Annotated in this window: 16 protein-coding genes; 2 read left to right on the top strand and 14 right to left on the bottom strand. The window is 70.5% G+C overall.

The annotated features are described in order from the left end of the window. The first annotated feature begins 5 nt into the window (after positions 1-5). Together nrfD and AC1M14_RS16220 are read left to right on the top strand one after the other, a co-directional pair. Positions 6-1,043 (top strand): NrfD/PsrC family molybdoenzyme membrane anchor subunit, encoded by a 1,038-nt coding sequence (gene nrfD, locus AC1M14_RS16225; RefSeq protein ID WP_479730029.1) that lies wholly within the window; start codon positions 6-8, stop codon positions 1,041-1,043. 24 nt (positions 1,044-1,067) lie between these two features. Further along, positions 1,068-4,256: a molybdopterin dinucleotide binding domain-containing protein gene (locus AC1M14_RS16220; protein ID WP_479730028.1), complete on the top strand. Its 3,189-nt coding sequence runs from the start codon at positions 1,068-1,070 to the stop codon at positions 4,254-4,256. A gap of 2 nt (positions 4,257-4,258) precedes the next feature. Here the strand turns inward: AC1M14_RS16220 and ccmI are convergent, their stop codons facing one another. The 14 genes from ccmI to napE are packed head-to-tail and all read right to left on the bottom strand — an operon-like array spanning position 4,259 to position 15,310. Continuing rightward, on the bottom strand, positions 4,259-5,515 hold the full coding sequence (gene ccmI / locus AC1M14_RS16215) for a c-type cytochrome biogenesis protein CcmI (protein WP_102771514.1): 1,257 nt from the start codon (positions 5,513-5,515) through the stop codon (positions 4,259-4,261). Further along, positions 5,512-5,994, bottom strand: a complete 483-nt coding sequence (locus AC1M14_RS16210) for a cytochrome c-type biogenesis protein (protein WP_479730027.1) — start codon at positions 5,992-5,994, stop codon at positions 5,512-5,514. The genes ccmI and AC1M14_RS16210 overlap by 4 nt, the downstream gene beginning before the upstream one ends. After that, positions 5,991-6,512, bottom strand: coding sequence for a DsbE family thiol:disulfide interchange protein (locus AC1M14_RS16205; protein WP_102771512.1), 522 nt, complete (start codon positions 6,510-6,512; stop codon positions 5,991-5,993). The genes AC1M14_RS16210 and AC1M14_RS16205 overlap by 4 nt, the downstream gene beginning before the upstream one ends. Next, on the bottom strand, positions 6,512-8,509 hold the full coding sequence (locus AC1M14_RS16200) for a heme lyase CcmF/NrfE family subunit (RefSeq protein WP_479730026.1): 1,998 nt from the start codon (positions 8,507-8,509) through the stop codon (positions 6,512-6,514). The genes AC1M14_RS16205 and AC1M14_RS16200 overlap by 1 nt, the downstream gene beginning before the upstream one ends. Next, positions 8,506-8,961 (bottom strand): cytochrome c maturation protein CcmE, encoded by a 456-nt coding sequence (gene ccmE / locus AC1M14_RS16195; protein ID WP_479730025.1) that lies wholly within the window; start codon positions 8,959-8,961, stop codon positions 8,506-8,508. Before ccmE ends, AC1M14_RS16200 begins: the two co-directional genes overlap by 4 nt. Next, positions 8,958-9,122 carry a heme exporter protein CcmD gene (ccmD, locus tag AC1M14_RS16190; protein WP_102771509.1) on the bottom strand — a complete coding sequence of 55 codons (165 nt, stop codon included), beginning with the start codon at positions 9,120-9,122 and terminating at the stop codon, positions 8,958-8,960. Before ccmD ends, ccmE begins: the two co-directional genes overlap by 4 nt. Continuing rightward, positions 9,119-9,886 (bottom strand): heme ABC transporter permease CcmC, encoded by a 768-nt coding sequence (gene ccmC, locus AC1M14_RS16185; protein WP_102771508.1) that lies wholly within the window; start codon positions 9,884-9,886, stop codon positions 9,119-9,121. The genes ccmD and ccmC overlap by 4 nt, the downstream gene beginning before the upstream one ends. 4 nt (positions 9,887-9,890) lie before the next feature. Beyond that, positions 9,891-10,556: a heme exporter protein CcmB gene (gene ccmB, locus AC1M14_RS16180; protein ID WP_102771507.1), complete on the bottom strand. Its 666-nt coding sequence runs from the start codon at positions 10,554-10,556 to the stop codon at positions 9,891-9,893. Then, positions 10,522-11,196: a heme ABC exporter ATP-binding protein CcmA gene (ccmA, locus tag AC1M14_RS16175; protein WP_479730024.1), complete on the bottom strand. Its 675-nt coding sequence runs from the start codon at positions 11,194-11,196 to the stop codon at positions 10,522-10,524. The genes ccmB and ccmA overlap by 35 nt, the downstream gene beginning before the upstream one ends. After that, positions 11,183-11,818, bottom strand: a complete 636-nt coding sequence (locus tag AC1M14_RS16170; RefSeq protein ID WP_479730023.1) for a cytochrome c3 family protein — start codon at positions 11,816-11,818, stop codon at positions 11,183-11,185. Before AC1M14_RS16170 ends, ccmA begins: the two co-directional genes overlap by 14 nt. 16 nt (positions 11,819-11,834) lie before the next feature. After that, positions 11,835-12,311, bottom strand: coding sequence for a nitrate reductase cytochrome c-type subunit (locus AC1M14_RS16165; protein WP_102771504.1), 477 nt, complete (start codon positions 12,309-12,311; stop codon positions 11,835-11,837). Positions 12,312-12,331: 20 nt separating this feature from the next. Further along, the gene (gene napA / locus AC1M14_RS16160; RefSeq protein ID WP_479730022.1) at positions 12,332-14,827 is read right to left on the bottom strand and encodes a periplasmic nitrate reductase subunit alpha; all 2,496 of its coding nucleotides are present in this window, start codon (positions 14,825-14,827) and stop codon (positions 12,332-12,334) included. Further along, positions 14,811-15,128, bottom strand: coding sequence for a chaperone NapD (locus AC1M14_RS16155; RefSeq protein WP_479730021.1), 318 nt, complete (start codon positions 15,126-15,128; stop codon positions 14,811-14,813). Before AC1M14_RS16155 ends, napA begins: the two co-directional genes overlap by 17 nt. A 23-nt stretch (positions 15,129-15,151) precedes the next feature. Then, a complete protein-coding gene (gene napE / locus AC1M14_RS16150) occupies positions 15,152-15,310 on the bottom strand; it encodes a periplasmic nitrate reductase, NapE protein (RefSeq protein WP_042793085.1) in 159 nt (52 codons plus the stop codon). Between the last annotated feature and the right edge of the window lie 2 nt (positions 15,311-15,312).

Here is a 15,312-nt window from a genome sequence, read left to right as displayed (position 1 = left end):
TATCCATGCAGATCTCCGAATTGCTCACGCCGGTCTACGACGCCGCCTGGCTGCCCTGGGCGGTGCAGTACTTCTTCCTCATCGGCATCAGCGCCACCACGGCGCTGACCGCCGCCTTCTCGGCCTTCGGGCGCGAGGGGTCTTCCGCGCGCCGGCTGCTGCCGGCGGCGGTGGCGGTGCTGCTGGTCAGCGCCATCGCCGCGCCCGTGTCGCTGCTGGCCGACCTGCACCAGCCGGGCCGCTTCTGGCATTTCTATACCCAGCTCACGCCCTGGTCGTGGATGTGGCTGGGCGCGCTGTTGCTGCCGGCCTTCGTGGGCCTGGCGCTGCTGTTCAGCGCGGCCTGGTGGTGGGGCCGCGTCGGCGTGCTGCGCGCGACGGCCACGCTGCTGGCGCTGTCGGCGCTGTCCATCCTGGTCTATACCGGCGCCGAAGTCATGGTGCTGCGTTCGCGGCCGCTGTGGCACACGGTGTTCCTGCCCGTGAACTTCGCGCTGACCGCCTGGCTGGGCGCGCTGGGCGCCATGTTCCTGATGGGCCGCTGGCTGCCCGGCGGCATGCGCGCCTTGCCGGTGGACATGCTGCGCCGCCTGAGCGTGACTGCCGTGGTGATGATGGCGCTGGGCGCCGGCGCCTGGGCGCTGCTGGGCCTGCTGGGGCTGGACCCGTCCTTCGACGCGGCCCTGCGCCTGTTCGCGCAATTCCCCATCTGGCGCATCAGCCTGGCGGGCGCCGTGATCACGGCCTTCTGCATCATCGCGCTGCTGCAGCGCCCGGCCCGCACGCTGGCCGAGCCGCTGCCCTCGGCCGCGCTGGCGCTGACCATGCTGGCCGCCGCCTGGATATTCCGCTGGGTCGTGTTCATGAGCGTGCAGGGCGTGCCGAAGTACGGCGCCGGCCTCTATCTGTACGACATGCCCTGGGGCAGCGATGGCCTGCTCGGCATGGTGGGCGTGCTGGGCCTGTGCGTGGCGCTGGTCGCCGCCGTGACCTGGGCCCTGGAACTGTTCCCGGCGCGCAAGCCGGGCACGGCATCGGCCTGACGCAAGAACCTGGAAGACGAAGCAATGGACAAGCAACACAAAGACGACAAGCCTGGCGCAGCGCCGGAGCAGCCGCGCGACGAAGCGCGGCGCAAACTGATGGTGCGCGGCGGCCTGGTCGCCGGCGGCATGGCGGCCTTCGCGGCCGGCTACGGCGAAACCGTGGCGCGCGCGGTCAAGGGACTGGCGCAGGGCACGGCCGGCGCGCCCACGGCGCACGCCGTGCGCGGCAATTCGCTGACCCCGGAGTTCCGCATCGACCCGCTGACCGGCGCGCTGAGCGCCCAGCCGGGACAGACCGTCAGCCCCTCCAGCTGCCTGGGCTGCTGGACCCAGTGCGGCGTGCGGCTGCGCGTCGACACCGAGCAAAACCGCATCCTGCGGGTGGCGGGCAACCCCTACCATCCGCTGGCCACCACCCAGCCGGCCGCGATGGAGACGCCGGTGCGCGACGTCTACGCGCAGCTGGGCGGCGACAACGGACTGGAAGGGCGGGCCACTTCCTGCGCGCGCGGCTCGTCCATGCTGGAGCAGCTGGAAAGCCCCTACCGCGTGTTGCAGCCGCTCAAGCGGGTCGGCCCGCGCGGCGCGGGCAAGTGGCAGAGCATCTCCTTCGAGCAGCTGGTGCAGGAGGTCTGCGAAGGCGGCGACCTGTTCGGCGAAGGCCATGTGGACGGGCTGCGCGCCATCTACGATCGCGATACGCCGCTGGACCCGCGGAACCCGGAATACGGCGCCAAGGTCAACCAGCTCCTGTTCACCGATGCCGGCAACGAAGGCCGCACGCCGCTGATCCAGCGCTTCGCCGCGCAATCGTTCGGCACGGTCAACGTCAGCAATCACGGCTCGTACTGCGGCCAGAGCTTCCGCGTGGGCGCGGGCGCCGCGCTCGGCGACCTGAAGGGCATGCCACATGGCAAGCCGGACTGGGACCACGCGCGCTTCGGCCTGTTCATCGGCACCTCGCCGGCGCAGGCCGGCAACCCGTTCCAGCGCCAGGCGCGGCAGCTGGCCGAGGCCCGCGTGCGTCCGGAAGAAAGCGGCTTCTCGTATGTGGTCGTGTCGCCCATGCTGCCCGCGTCCTCCAGCCTGTCGGCCGGAACGGGCAACGAGTGGCTGCCGGTCAACCCGGCCGGCGACCTGGCGCTGGTGATGGGCATGATCCGCTGGATGCTGGAGCACGAACGCTTCGACGCCCGCATGCTGTCGCAGCCCGGCCCGGCCGCCATGCAGACCGCCGGCGAGGCGGCCTGGACCAACGCCACCCACCTGGTCGTGGCCGAAGCAGGCCATCCGCGCCAGGGCAGTTTCCTGCGCGGCGCCGACCTGGGCTGGCCGCGTCCGGCGGACGCCGACGAGAAGTGGGAAGACGTGTACGTGGTGCGCCTGGAGGACGGCACGCTGGCGCCGCACACCTCGGCCGTGCCGGCGGCGCTGTTCGTGGACGAGACCGTGGCCGCGCCCGGCATGCAGGGCGCGCCGCAGTCGCTGCGCGTGCGCTCCTCGCTGTCGCTGCTGCGCGAGGAAGCGCGCCGCAAGACGCTGGACGAATACGCCGAACTGAGCGGCGTGCCGGCCGCGAAGATCGCTGCGCTGGCCGAGCGCTTCACCAGCCACGGCAAGCGCGCCGTGGCCGACGCGCACGGCGGCACCATGAGCGGCGCGGGCTTCTACACCGCGTACGCCATCGCCATGCTCAACACGCTGGTGGGCAACCTGAACGTGGAGGGCGGCCTGCTCCTGGACGGCGGCCCGTTCCCGCCCTACGGCCCGGGGCCGCGCTACAACATCGCCGGCTTCGCCAACCGCGCCGCGCCCAAGGGCGTGCCGCTGTCGCGCAACCGCTTCCCGTACGAGAAGTCCAGCGAATTCAAGCGCAAGCAGGCCGCCGGCCAGCCCGTCTATCCGGCCGAAGCGCCCTGGTATCCGGCCACTGGCGGGCTCAGCTCCGAGATGCTGGCCTCCGCGCTGGCGGGCTATCCGTACCGCGCCAAGGTCTGGTTCAACCACATGGGCAACCCGGTCTACGGCGTCGCCGGCTTCCGCAACGTCGTGGCCGACAAGCTGAAAGACCCGCGCCTGCTGCCGCTGTCGGTGTCGATCAATCCCTTCATCAACGAAACCAACGCGCTGGCCGACTATATCGTGCCCGACACCGTGACCTACGAAAGCTGGGGCGTGTCGGCGCCGTGGGCCGACGTGGTGGCCAAGGCCTCCACCGTGCGCTGGCCGGCCGTGCAGCCGCGCGTGGCGCGTACGGCCGGCGGCGAGCCGGTGTGCCTGGAGACCTTCCTGATCGCCTGCGCCAAGCGGCTGGACATGCCGGGCTTCGGCGCCGGCGCGATCTCGGACAAGGAGGGCGGCAAGTATGCGCTGGACACGCCCGAGGACTTCTTCCTGCGCGGCATGGCCAATATCGCGTTCGCCGCGGGCCGCCCGGTGCCCGAGGCCAGCGACGAAGACATGGCGCTGACCGGCGTGGACCGCTACAAGGACCTGCTGCAGCAAAAGCTCAAGCCGGGCGAGTGGCGCCAGGTCGCGATGCTGATGAGCCGCGGCGGCCGCTTCGACAAGATGGAGGACGCCTGGGTCGGCGAGGGCGCCGCGCGCCGCCTGCGCGCGGCCTATGCCAAGCCGCTGACGGTCTGGAGCGAGGAGCTGGCGGGCTTTCACCATTCGCTCACCGGCGAGCGCTACAGCGGCTGTCCGACTTGGTATCCGACGCGCCTGGCCGACGGCCGCGACATGCGCGCCGAATACGGTAGGCAGGAATGGCCGTTCCTGCTCAGCTCGTTCAAGTCCAACCTGATGAGCTCCATGTCCATCGGCGTGAGCCGCCTGCGCCAGGTGCATCCGCACAACCCGGTGTCGATCAACCGCCAGGACGGCGAGCGCCTGGGCCTGCGCAACGGCGATCCGGTGCGCATCGTGACGCCGGGTGGCGCGGTCACCGGGCTGGCGCTGCTGCGCGACGGCATCCAGCCGGGCGCGGTCGGCATCGAGCACGGCTACGGCCATACCGAGCTGGGCGTGCGCGCGCATATCGTGGACGGCAAGCCCATGCCGCACGATCCGGCGCTGAGCGCGGGCGTGAACCTGAACGACCTGGGCTTCGGCGACGCCACGCGCGGCGCGCACGCCAACGTCTGGATCGACTGGGTTTCGGGCGCGGCGGTGCGCCAGGGCCTGCCGGCCCGCATCGAGCGCGCCTGACGCTAGCGCACGACGGTATCGGCCACCAGGTCGACGCCGTCGCTGGGCACGGCCACGCCGGCCAGCGCGCCGCCCAGGTCTCCGGGCCGGGCGGCCGCCGCGCCCGCGCGGCTTACCCGGATCTCCACGCGCACCTTGCTGGCGCCCGACAGGGTCGCCTGCGGCGACATCGCGCTGCTGTCGTCGAGCACGAAATCGCGCGGCAGGTCGGAGACCTGCATCTGCAGGATCGCCAGCGGCATGCGCGGGCCGTCCTCCGGCCGCGCCAGGATGAATACGGTATCGGTGGGCTGGACCTGCGCGCGCAGCGCATCGGCGATGCGGGCGCGTCCGCTGATGCGGGCCTTGGCCGTGGCCGCGGCGGCCGCGTTCGGCGCCGCGCCCTTGGCGGCCGCGGCCGGCGGCGAACCCGTCGCCATGGCGCGCGCCTGCGCGATATTCGATTGGATCTGGCGCGCCGCTTCCGAGTCGGGCGGCAGCCGCGCCTGCAGGCGCTCCCAGTGCGCCAGCGCCTCGGCCGCGTCGCCGCGGCGCAGCGCCATCATGCCGGCCAAGGCCAGGGCCTTGGGCTGGTCGGGCTGGGCCGCCAGGGCCTGCGCGACGGCGGCGATCGATTCCGCGTCAGGCGCGCCCTGGTTGGCCGACAGCAGCGCGTCGGCCAGGTCGGCCAGCACCGCCGGCTGGTCCGGCGCCAGGCGCAGCACCTGCCGGTAGGCGGCCACCGCGTCGCTGTAGCGTCCCAGGGTTTCGTAAGAGCGCGCCAGCACATACCAGCCGTCGGGGTCGTCGGGGGCGGACCGCAGGCGCCGGGCCAGCGCGTTGATCGCCATCGCCATATCGTCGTTGGAGGCGCCCGCGTGCGGCTCGGCGGCGGCCACGACCGCGGCCGCGCTGGCCGCCGCGCGCGGATTGCCCAGCTGGCCGTAAAGCAGCACCGCCGCCACCGGAATCAGCACGCTCAGCAGGCAGGCGGCCGCCACGCCGGCGCGCTGGCCGGCCCACGGCGCGGCGCGGCTGCGGCGCAGCGCCAGGTCCTGCAGCAGGTCGCGCTGCAGTTCCTCTTCGGCGCGGGCCCGGGCCTCGGGGCTGAGACTGCCGTTCTTCAGGTCGCGCTCCAGCTGCTCGCGCTGCGCCAGGTAAAAGGCGCGCACACTGGCCTCGGCGGCCTGCGCCGCCGGCGCGCGGCGCAGCAGCGGCGGGATCAGGCAGAGCAGGGTCGCCAGCAGCAGCACGAGCACGGCAATCCAGAGCGCGGTCATGAGCCGGTGTCCAGGAAACGGGCGGCGCGTTCGCGCTCGTCGGCGGTCAGCGGCGCGCGCGCGCCGGCGCGGCGCCTGAGCGTGCGCAGCAGCACGGCGAAGCCCAGCGCCAGCAGCGCGAACGGGCCCAGCCACAACAGCCAGGTGATCGGCTTGAACGGCGGGTCGTAGCGCACGAAGTCGCCGTAGCGCTCCTCGAAGAAACGCATGATCTGCGCATCGGTCCTGCCGGCGGCCAGCTGGCCGCGGATCAGGTCGCGCATGTCCTGCGCCAGCGGCGCGTTGGATTCGGCCAGGGGTTGGTTCTGGCACACCAGGCAGCGCAGGCCGTGCGCCAGCTTGTCGGCGCGCTGCTCCTGTTCGGCCGACAGCGCCGGCGCGGCCGCTGCCGGGGCCTGGACCTGGGCCTGCGCCTGCGCCTGCGCCAGGACCAGCGCCAGGACCAGCGCCAGCGCCGCGAGCATGGCCGCCGCCTTCATTGCAGCGCCTCGATCACGGGCAGCATGCGGGCGCTCCAGATCTCGGGCGTGATGAGGCCGAGCTGCCTGTAGCGGATGCGTCCTTGCTTGTCGATCACGAAAGTCTCCGGCACGCCGTACACGCCGTACTCGATGCCGATGCGGCCGTCGGCGTCGCTGGCCGAGGCGATGTACGGGTTGCCGTTGCGCGCCAGCCAGGCGGTGGCGTCGTCCGGCTTGTCCTTGTAGTTCAGGCCGTACAGGGGGATGCCGTGGCGCTGCGAGACCTCGCGCAGCACCGGCAGTTCGTCGCGGCAGGGGCCGCACCACGACGCCCACACGTTCAGCAGCCAGACCTGCCCGCGCAGCGCCTGCACGTCCAGTTTCCGGTCCGGCGCCAGCAGCACCGGCAGGCCGATGGCCGGGGCCGGCTTGTCTATCAGGACCGAGGGCACCGCGCGCGGATCGCGCGACAGCCCCATCGCCAGGAACACGGCCATCGCCAGGAAAGCGGCCAGCGGCAGCAGGTAACGCAGCATCAGGCGCCCTCCCGGGTGGGCGCGGCCACCGGCGCGGGCATGCGCGCCTGCGCCTCCAGCGCGCGGCGGTAGCGCTTGTCGCCGGCCGCCAGCAGCCCGCCCAGCGCCATCAGGATGCAGCCCGACCAGATCCAGGTCATGAAAGGCTTGACCTGCAGGCGCACCGTCCAGGCCTGATCGCCCACCGGTTCGCCCAGCGCCACGAAGAGGTCGCGGGTAAAGCCGCTGTCGATGTCGGCCTGGCTGAGCGCCATGTCCTGCACGGTGTAGAGACGCTTTTCCGGATAGAGCGTGGTCACCGGCCTGCCGTCGCGCGTCACCGTGAAGACCGCGCGCTGCGCGCTGTAGTTGGGGCCGGCGGCCGGCCCCAGGCCGGCGAAAGTGAAGCGGTAGCCGCCGGCCTCGCGCGTCTCGCCCAGCGCCAGCCGCAGTTCCTGCTTGACCTCGTAGCCGTTGGCCAGCGTGACGCCGGCGATGAATATGCCCACGCCGGCGTGGGCCAGCAGCATGCCATACCAGGCGCGCGGCTGGCGGCCCAGGCGGCGCAGCCAGTGGCCGTCGCCGTCGGTCAGGCGCTGCCAGGCATGGGCGGCGGCGCTGGCCACCGACCATGCCGCCAGCCACAGCCCCAGTATCACCATGGGCGAGCCCAGCCGCGCCGGGCCGGGCATGGCCAGCGGCAGCAGCACGGCGGTGGCCACGCTGACGGCGAAGGCCGCGCGCAGGCGCCGGCCCAGGTCCGGCAGTTCCGCCTGCTTCCAGCGCGCCACCGGCCCCACGCCCATGAGGAAGATGGCCGGCGTCATCAGCGGCACGAACACGGCCTCGAAGTAGGGCGGGCCGATGGAGATCTTGCCCCACTCCAGCACGTCCAGCACCACCGGATACAGCGTGCCCAGCAGCACCGAGCCGGCCGCCACCGTCAGCACCACGTTGTTCGACAGCAGCAGCGATTCCCGCGACAGCAGGGCGAAGCCGCCGCCCAGGCCCACCGTGGGCGCGCGCCAGGCATACAGCGTCAGCGAGCCGCCCACGATCAGGGTCATGAACCCGAGTATGTACAGGCCGCGGCCCGGGTCGACCGCGAAGGCGTGAACCGAGGTCAGCACGCCCGAGCGCACCAGGAAGGTGCCCAGAATGCTGAGCGAGAAGGCGCAGATGGCCAGCAGCACCGTCCAGCTGCGGAAGGCGCCGCGGCGCTCGGTCACGATCAGCGAATGGATCAGGGCGGTGCCGGCCAGCCAGGGCATGAACGAGGCGTTTTCCACCGGGTCCCAGAACCACCAGCCGCCCCAGCCCAGCACATAGTAGGCCCAGGCGCTGCCCAGCAGAATGCCTATGGTCAGGAAGGTCCAGGCCGCCAGCGTCCACGGCCGCACCCAGCGCGCCCACATCGCGTCCAGCTCGCCGGACAGCAGCGCCGCGATGGCGAAGGCGAAGGCCACGGAAAAGCCGACATAGCCCATGTACAGCATGGGCGGATGCACGATCATGCCCGGATCCTGCAGCAGCGGATTCAGGTCGCGCCCGGCCATGGCCGGCGGCATCAGGCGTTCGAACGGATTGGATAGGAACAGCAGGAACAGCAGAAAGCCCACGCTGATCCAGCCCATCACGGCCAGCACCCGTCCCACGAAAGGCAGCGGCAGCCGGCGGCTGCACATGGCCACCGCCAGCGTCCAGGCGGTCAGCAGGTACAGCCACAGCAGCAGCGATCCCTCGTGCCCGCCCCATACCGCCGCGAACCGGTAGCCGGCGGGCAGGTCGGCATGGGAATTGGCGGCCACGTACAGCACCGAGAAATCGTTGTCCACGAAGGCCCAGGCCAGGCAGCAGAAGGCCACCGTGGTCAGGCCGAACTGCCCGACGGCGGCCGGCCGCGCCACCCGCAGCCCGGCCTGCCAGCCGGTGGCCGCGCCCACCAGCGGCAGTATGCCCTGGGCCAGCGCCGCCAGCAGCGCCAGGATCAGGCTGAACAGGCCGATCTCCGGAATCATTGCGCCTCCCGCATCAGATGGGCGGGCGCGGCGCCGGCGCGCTTGATGGCGTCGGCCGCTTCGGGCGGCATGTAGTTCTCGTCGTGCTTGGCCAGCACCTCGGTGGCGCGGAACACGCCGTCGGCGCCGAGCTTGCCGGCCACCACTACGCCCTTGCCCTCGCGGAACAGGTCCGGCAGCAGCCCCTGGTAGCTCACCCGCACGGTGTGCGCGGTGTCCGTCACCACGAAGCTCAGCGTCAGGCCATCGGCCTCGCGCCGCAGCGACCCCTGTTCGACCAGGCCGCCCACGCGGAAGCTGCCGCTGGCCGGCGCTTCCCTGGCCACCACCTGGGTCGGGCTGAAGAAGAACACCAGGTTCGATTGCAGCGCATTGAGCACCAGCGCGGCGGCCAGGGCCAGCAGCCCCAGGCCGCCGGCGATCGCCAGGGCGCGGCGCTTGCGCGGGCTCATGGGCGGCCTCCGCCGGGTTGCGCCTGCCGCGCCGCGCGCCGGGCGCGGGCGCGGCGCCACAGCACGAACGCTTCGACGCCGATCAGCGCCAGCGTCACGCCGTAGGCGCCCAGCAGGTAAGGGCCGTGGCCCTGCATCGAGAACAGCGCGTCCCAGCTCATCGCGCCTCCCGCGCGGCGCGCCCGATGGCGGCCGGCTCGCGCTCGGCGATGATGCCGCGCACGCGCGCCAGCCCGGCCGCCGCGCTGTAGAGCCAGAACGCGGCCACCATCAGCAGCATCGCGGTGACCATGATGCCGGCCATGCTGGGCGCGGCGGTCAGGTTGATGGAAGCGCCCTGGTGCAGGGTGTTCCACCAGCGCACCGAGAAATAGATGATGGGCACGTTGATCACGCCGGCCAGCAGCAGGATGGCGCCGCCGCGGTCGGCGCGCTGGGCGTCGTCGCAGGCGGCCTGCAGCGCCATGAAGCCCAGGTACAGGAACAGCAGGATCAGCTCGGACGTGAGGCGCGCGTCCCAGACCCACCACGTGCCCCAGGTCGGCTTGCCCCACAGCGCGCCGGTCCACAGCGTCAGGAAGGTGAAGAGCGCGCCGGTGGGCGCCAGCGCCCGCATCATCATGAACGACAGGCGGGTGTTGAAGACCAGGCCCAGCGCCGCGTACAGCGCCATCACCAGGTACAGGAACATGGACATCCAGGCCGCCGCCACGTGGATGAACAGGATGCGGTAGACCTCGCCCTGCTGGCTGTCGGTGGGGGCCACGGCCAGGCCCACGACCAGGCCGGCGCCGCCCAGCAGCGCCGCGGCCAGTGCCAGCCACGGAATCAGCCGTCCGGCCAGCGGGTAGAACAGCGCCGGCGAGGCGTAGCGCAGCCAGGACGCGCCGGCGGCGGGATATGAGTTGAGGGGCGGATTCTGCATGGCGTCAGTCCAGCGCCACGCGCAGCGCCGCCGAGGCGCTCCAGGGGCACAGCAGTATGGCCAGGCACAGGCCCGCGCCCAGCAGCGACAGCTGCGGGCCGGCGCCCATGCCGTCATGGGCGGCCGACACCGCGCCGGCGCCGAAGATCAGCACCGGCACGTACAGGGGCAGCACCAGCAGGGGCAGCAGCGCGCCGCCGCGCAGGCCCAGCGTCAGCGCCGCGCCCAGTCCGCCCACCAGCGCCAGCGTGGGCGTGCCCAGCAGCAGCGACAGCGCCAGGATGCCGATGGCCTGTGGCGGCAGGCCGAACTGCAGTGCCAGCACCGGGCTGGCCAGGATCAGCGGCAGGCAGCTGCTGAACCAGTGCGCGGCCAGCTTGGCGCCCACCAGCAGCGGCAGCGGATGCGGCGACACCAGCAGCTGTTCCAGCGCGCCGTTCTCGTAGTCCTGCGCGAAGGGGCGGTTCAGGGTCAGCAGCACGCCGAGCAGCGCGCAGACCCACAGCACGCCCGGCCCGATGGCCGCCAGCAGCGCCGGGTCGGGTCCTACCGCCAGCGGGAACATCGAGCCCGCCACGACGAAAAACAGGGTGGCGCCCAGCGTATCCGCCGGCCGTCTCCAGGCCTGCCGTATCTCACGTAACGCCAACTGCGACAGCGTGCCCAGCATCCGCGTAGTCATCCATATCCAGGGTTTGGGTTTGCGCCGCGGCCGTGCCCGGCTCGCGGTGCGAGGCCACCACGGCCGCGCCGCCGGCGGCCAGATGAGCTTGCAGCGCGGCGTGCAGCTGCGCCAGGCTGGGCGCGTCCAGGCCGGCGTCGGGCTCGTCCAGCAGCCACAGCGGCTTGGCGCCCAGCACGATGGCCGCGAGCGCCAGCCGCCGGCTCTGCCCCTGGGACAGGCGCCGGGCGGGCACGTCGGCGCAGCGCTCCAGGCGCCAGCCGCGCAGGGTCTCGGCAATGCGCGGCGCCGCTTGCGGCGTGCCGGCGACGTGCAGCGCGTAGCGCAGGTTCTCGGCCGCGGTCAGTTCGGCGCACAGGCCATTGCCATGCGCCAGGAACGCCATGCCGCCGTGGTACGCCGGCAGGTCGCGGCGCGCGTCGGCGCCACGCCACAGCACGCTGCCGGCCTGCGGGCGCAGCAGCCCGGCCAGGGTGCGCAGCAGGCTGGTCTTGCCGCTGCCGTTGGCGCCGCGCACGTGCAGCAGCTGGCCGGCGTACAGCTCGAAATCCACCGGCGCCGCGCCGCCGCGGCGGCCGACCAGGCCGCGCGCGCCCAGCATGGGCGGCGGCGCGTCAGCGGGACGCACGCGCGACCTCTTTGCCCGCCTCCGGGGCGGCCCCCATCGAAGCGCCGCCCGGCCCCATGTTGGGCAACTGGTGGGCGATGCCCTTGTGGCAGTCGATGCAGGTCTTGCTCTTGTCGGCCAGATAGGTGGAATGCATGTTCTGCGCGCGCACGCTCTGGCGCGTGAAGTCCATGTAGTCGTAATTGTGGCAGTTGCGGCATTCCAGCGAATCGTTGGCCTTGAAGCGCGCCCATTCGTGCTGCGCCAGTTCGAGCCGCTTGTCGACGAACTTCTCGCGCGTGTCGATGGTGCCGAAGATCTTGCCCCACACCTCCTTGGAGGCCTGCATCTTGCGCGCGATCTTGTCGGTCCAGTTGTGCGGGACGTGGCAGTCCGAGCACAGCGCCCGCACGCCCGAGCGGTTGGTGAAGTGGATGGTGCCCTTGAGCTCGGCGTATACGTTGTCGCGCATCTCGTGGCAGCCGGTGCAGAACTTCTCGGTGTTGGTGAGCTCCATGGCGGTGTTGAAGGCGCCCCAGAACAGGATGCCGCCGATGAACCCGCCCACCGTCAGGAAGCCCAGGCTGAAATGCACGCTGGGCCGGCGGACGATGTTCCAGTAGCGCTTGATGAGTTTGACCATGGCAGCCTCCCGCGCCTTACTTCTTGTCGGACGCCGGAGCCGTCAGGCGCTTGAGGATCACGTCTATGTCCTGGTAGGTGTTGCTCACCAGCGGCTTGGCCTCGGCCTGCGGCACGTGGCATTGCACACAGAAGTAGCGGCGCGGCGACACCTCGGCCAGCACGTTGCTGTCGCGGTCCATGTAGTGGGTCACGCTCAGCGGCGGCGCCTGGGTCTCCTCGGTGTTGACGCGCGCGTGACAGGCCAGGCAGCGGTTGAAGTTCTTGTCGATCTGGTAGCCGTCGATCTTGTGCGGGATGGTGGGCGGCTGCATCGAATACGTGCGCATCCGCTTGATGTCCTTGTTCTCGATCGGGCTGATGAGCGGCGGATCGGTCTCCTGGGCGACCGGCGTCGGCCCGCGCATCGGGTCTTCCAGTTCCAGCGGCGGCGCGGCCCAGGCGGCGGTGGCGAGGACGGCGCACAAGGTGAGGGTGAGGGCGCGTAGCTTCATGGCTGTCTCCGGTTCGCCTTTCAGACCTTGACGATCTTGACCGCGCACTTCTTGAAGTCGGTCTGGAACGAGATGGGGTCGGTGGCGTCCAGCGTGACCTTGTTGATCAGCTGGCTGGCGTCGAACCAGGGCACGAACACCAGGCCGCGCGGCGGCTTGTCGCGTCCGCGGGTCTCCAGGCGCGTGCGCATCTTGCCGCGGCGCGACACGATCTCGACCTCGACGCCGCGGCGCAGGCCCATCTCCTGGGCGTCGTCCGGATGCATGAAACAGACCGCGTTGGGAAAGGCCTTGTACAGCTCCGGCACGCGCCGCGTCATGGAGCCGGAATGCCAGTGCTCCAGCACCCGCCCGGTCGACAGCCAGAACGGATATTCCTTGTCGGGCGACTCCGCCGGCGGCTCATAGGGCAGGGCATAGATCACCGCGCGGCCGTCCGGATTGCCGTAGAACTCGAAGCCGGCGCCCGGCTTCACATAGGGGTCGCTGCCTTCGCGGTAGCGCCACAGGGTCTCCTTGCCCTTGACCACGGGCCAGCGCAGCCCGCGCACTTCGTGATAGGTGTCGAACGGCGCCAGGTCGTGGCCATGGCCGCGGCCGAATTCGGCGTATTCCTCGAACAGGCCCTTCTGCACATAGAAGCCGAAGGCGTCCGACTCCTGGTTGGCGTAGTCCTTGGCGCGCTCGGTGTTGGGGTAGCGGTTGACCTTGCCATTGGCGAACAGCACGTCGAACAGCGTCTTGTCGCGGTATTCGGGCTTCTTGGCCAGCAGGTCGGCGGGCCAGACCTCCTCGACCTTGAAGCGCTTGGAGAACTCCATCAGCTGCCACAGGTCGGAGCGCGCCTGGCCGGGCGCGTTGACCAGCTGGTGCCAGAACTGGGTGCGGCGCTCGGCGTTGCCATAGGCGCCTTCCTTCTCGACCCACATGGCAGCCGGCAGGATCAGGTCGGCGGAGATGGTCGTGACCGTGGGGTAGGCGTCCGACACCACGATGAAGTTCTCGGGGTTGCGGTAGCCCGGCAGGCCTTCGTTCATCAGGTTGGCGGCGGCCTGCATATTGTTGTTGACCATCACCCAGTAGGCGTTGATCTGGCCGTCCTTGAGCATGCGGTTCTGCAGCACCGCGTGCGCGCCCACCTTGCTGGGTATGGTGCCGTCGGGCAGCTGCCACAGCTCTTCGGCATGGGCGCGGTGCTTGGGATTGGTCACCACCAGGTCGGCCGGCAGGCGGTGCGAGAAGGTGCCCACTTCGCGCGCCGTGCCACAGGCCGAGGGCTGGCCGGTCAGCGAGAACGGGCTGTTGCCCGGCGTGGAGATCTTGCCCGTCAGCAGGTGGATGTTGTAGACCATGTTGTTGGCCCACACGCCGCGCGTATGCTGGTTGAAGCCCATGGTCCAGAACGAGGTCACGCGCACCTTGGGATCGGCGTACAGCTCGGCCAGGTCCTGCAGCTGCTTCTTGGGCACGCCGCTCAGCTTGGAGGTGTAGTCCAGGTCGTACTTGGAGACGAACTTGGCGAATTCCTCGAAGGTGATGGGGTGCGAGCCGCCGGCCTTGTCGGCGTTCTTGGCGGCTTTCTGCAGCGGATGGTCGGGGCGCAGCCCGTAGCCGATGTCCGCGTTGCCCTGGTGGAACACCGTGTGCTTGTCGACGAAGTCCCGGTTCACCCGCTTGGTTTCGATGATGTAGTTGGCGATGTAGTTCAGGATCGCCAGGTCGGTCTGCGGGGTGAAGGTCAGCGTCAGGTCGGCCAGCTCGTACGAACGGTGCTCGAAGGTGGAGAGCACCGCCACCTTGGTCTTGGGCGCGGACAGGCGGCGGTCGGTGACGCGGGTCCACAGGATGGGGTGCATCTCCGCCATGTTCGAGCCCCACAGCACGAAGGCGTCGGCGTTCTCGATGTCGTCGTAGCAGCCCATGGGCTCGTCGGCGCCGAAGGTGCGCATGAAGCCCACCGCGGCAGAGGCCATGCAGTGGCGCGCGTTCGGGTCCAGGTTGTTGGAGCGAAAGCCCGCCTTCATCAGCTTGAGCGCGGCGTAACCTTCCCAGACGGTCCATTGCCCCGAGCCGAACATGCCCACGGCCTCCGGGCCTTTCTCCTTGAGCACGCGCTTGAACTGTTCGGCCATCACGTCGAAGGCCTGGTCCCAGGACACCGGCGCGAACTCGCCGTCCTTGGCGTACTTGCCATCCTTCATGCGCAACAGCGGCTGGGTCAGCCGGTCGTTGCCGTACATGATCTTGGACAGGAAGTAGCCCTTGACGCAGTTCAGGCCCTTGTTGACCTCGGCGTTGAAATCGCCGTGCGTGGCCACGACCTGGTTGTCCTTCACGGCGACGTTCACGCCGCAGCCGGTCCCGCAGAACCTACAGGGCGCCTTGGACCACTTGAGCTTGGCGGCCTCGGATTCGGTGACGATGTTCTGCGTGTAGCCGACGATGGGAATGCCGGCGACGGTGGCGGCCGCCGCGGCGGCGGATTGCTTGATGAAGTCCCTACGAGCCATTGCCATCGTCAATCTCCTCGTTCATCGCGTCCAGCGTGTCGGCATGCTGGTAGACCAGCGCCGAGGCCAGTACGCCATCGAGGCGCTGGATTTCCGATATCCGCGCCATCATGTCGTCGGTGGAGGGAGCTTCCAGCGTGACCACCAGTTTCCCGGTATCGGAAGCGGCATGGATTTCCGCGCTGGCGATCTCGAGGATCGCCGCTCGGACGTCGTTGATGCGCGGCGGCGCCGCGTGCACCACCATGCTGGCGATGTGCAGCTCTGGCGGCGCCGCGGGAGGCGCACGGTGGGGAAGGGTAGGCATGGGAGCGCTTCCGTCGCGTCTGGTCAGCTGCCGGGAGGGCCGGCGAACAGCTGATAGAACCAGACGAGGAAACCGTAACCCGCCACGATAATGACCGACAGGACGGGCGCCATGACTGCCGTCAGGAACAGGAAGCTGCGGAGTTCCTGCGGCTTTGTGTAGCCATCAGACTCGTTTTGCACAC

The sequence above is a fragment of the Achromobacter sp. SX5 genome, assembly GCF_056711425.1.
This window is presented reverse-complemented; position numbering and strand designations above follow the sequence as displayed.

Excerpts from the sequence above, each read along its gene's own strand:
- AC1M14_RS16205 (WP_102771512.1), bottom strand. The coding sequence starts at position 6,512 with ATGCTGCGTTACCTGCTGCCGCTGGCCGCTTTCCTGGCGATGGCCGTG.
- nrfD (WP_479730029.1), top strand. The coding sequence starts at position 6 with ATGCAGATCTCCGAATTGCTCACGCCGGTCTACGACGCCGCCTGGCTG.
- AC1M14_RS16200 (WP_479730026.1), bottom strand. The coding sequence starts at position 8,509 with ATGATTCCGGAGATCGGCCTGTTCAGCCTGATCCTGGCGCTGCTGGCG.
- AC1M14_RS16220 (WP_479730028.1), top strand. The coding sequence starts at position 1,068 with ATGGACAAGCAACACAAAGACGACAAGCCTGGCGCAGCGCCGGAGCAG.
- AC1M14_RS16210 (WP_479730027.1), bottom strand. The coding sequence starts at position 5,994 with ATGAAGGCGGCGGCCATGCTCGCGGCGCTGGCGCTGGTCCTGGCGCTG.
- ccmE (WP_479730025.1), bottom strand. The coding sequence starts at position 8,961 with ATGAGCCCGCGCAAGCGCCGCGCCCTGGCGATCGCCGGCGGCCTGGGG.
- ccmD (WP_102771509.1), bottom strand. The coding sequence starts at position 9,122 with ATGAGCTGGGACGCGCTGTTCTCGATGCAGGGCCACGGCCCTTACCTG.
- ccmB (WP_102771507.1), bottom strand. The coding sequence starts at position 10,556 with ATGCTGGGCACGCTGTCGCAGTTGGCGTTACGTGAGATACGGCAGGCC.
- AC1M14_RS16155 (WP_479730021.1), bottom strand. The coding sequence starts at position 15,128 with ATGCCTACCCTTCCCCACCGTGCGCCTCCCGCGGCGCCGCCAGAGCTG.
- napA (WP_479730022.1), bottom strand. The coding sequence starts at position 14,827 with ATGGCAATGGCTCGTAGGGACTTCATCAAGCAATCCGCCGCCGCGGCG.
- ccmC (WP_102771508.1), bottom strand. The coding sequence starts at position 9,886 with ATGCAGAATCCGCCCCTCAACTCATATCCCGCCGCCGGCGCGTCCTGG.
- AC1M14_RS16170 (WP_479730023.1), bottom strand. The coding sequence starts at position 11,818 with ATGGTCAAACTCATCAAGCGCTACTGGAACATCGTCCGCCGGCCCAGC.
- ccmI (WP_102771514.1), bottom strand. The coding sequence starts at position 5,515 with ATGACCGCGCTCTGGATTGCCGTGCTCGTGCTGCTGCTGGCGACCCTG.
- AC1M14_RS16165 (WP_102771504.1), bottom strand. The coding sequence starts at position 12,311 with ATGAAGCTACGCGCCCTCACCCTCACCTTGTGCGCCGTCCTCGCCACC.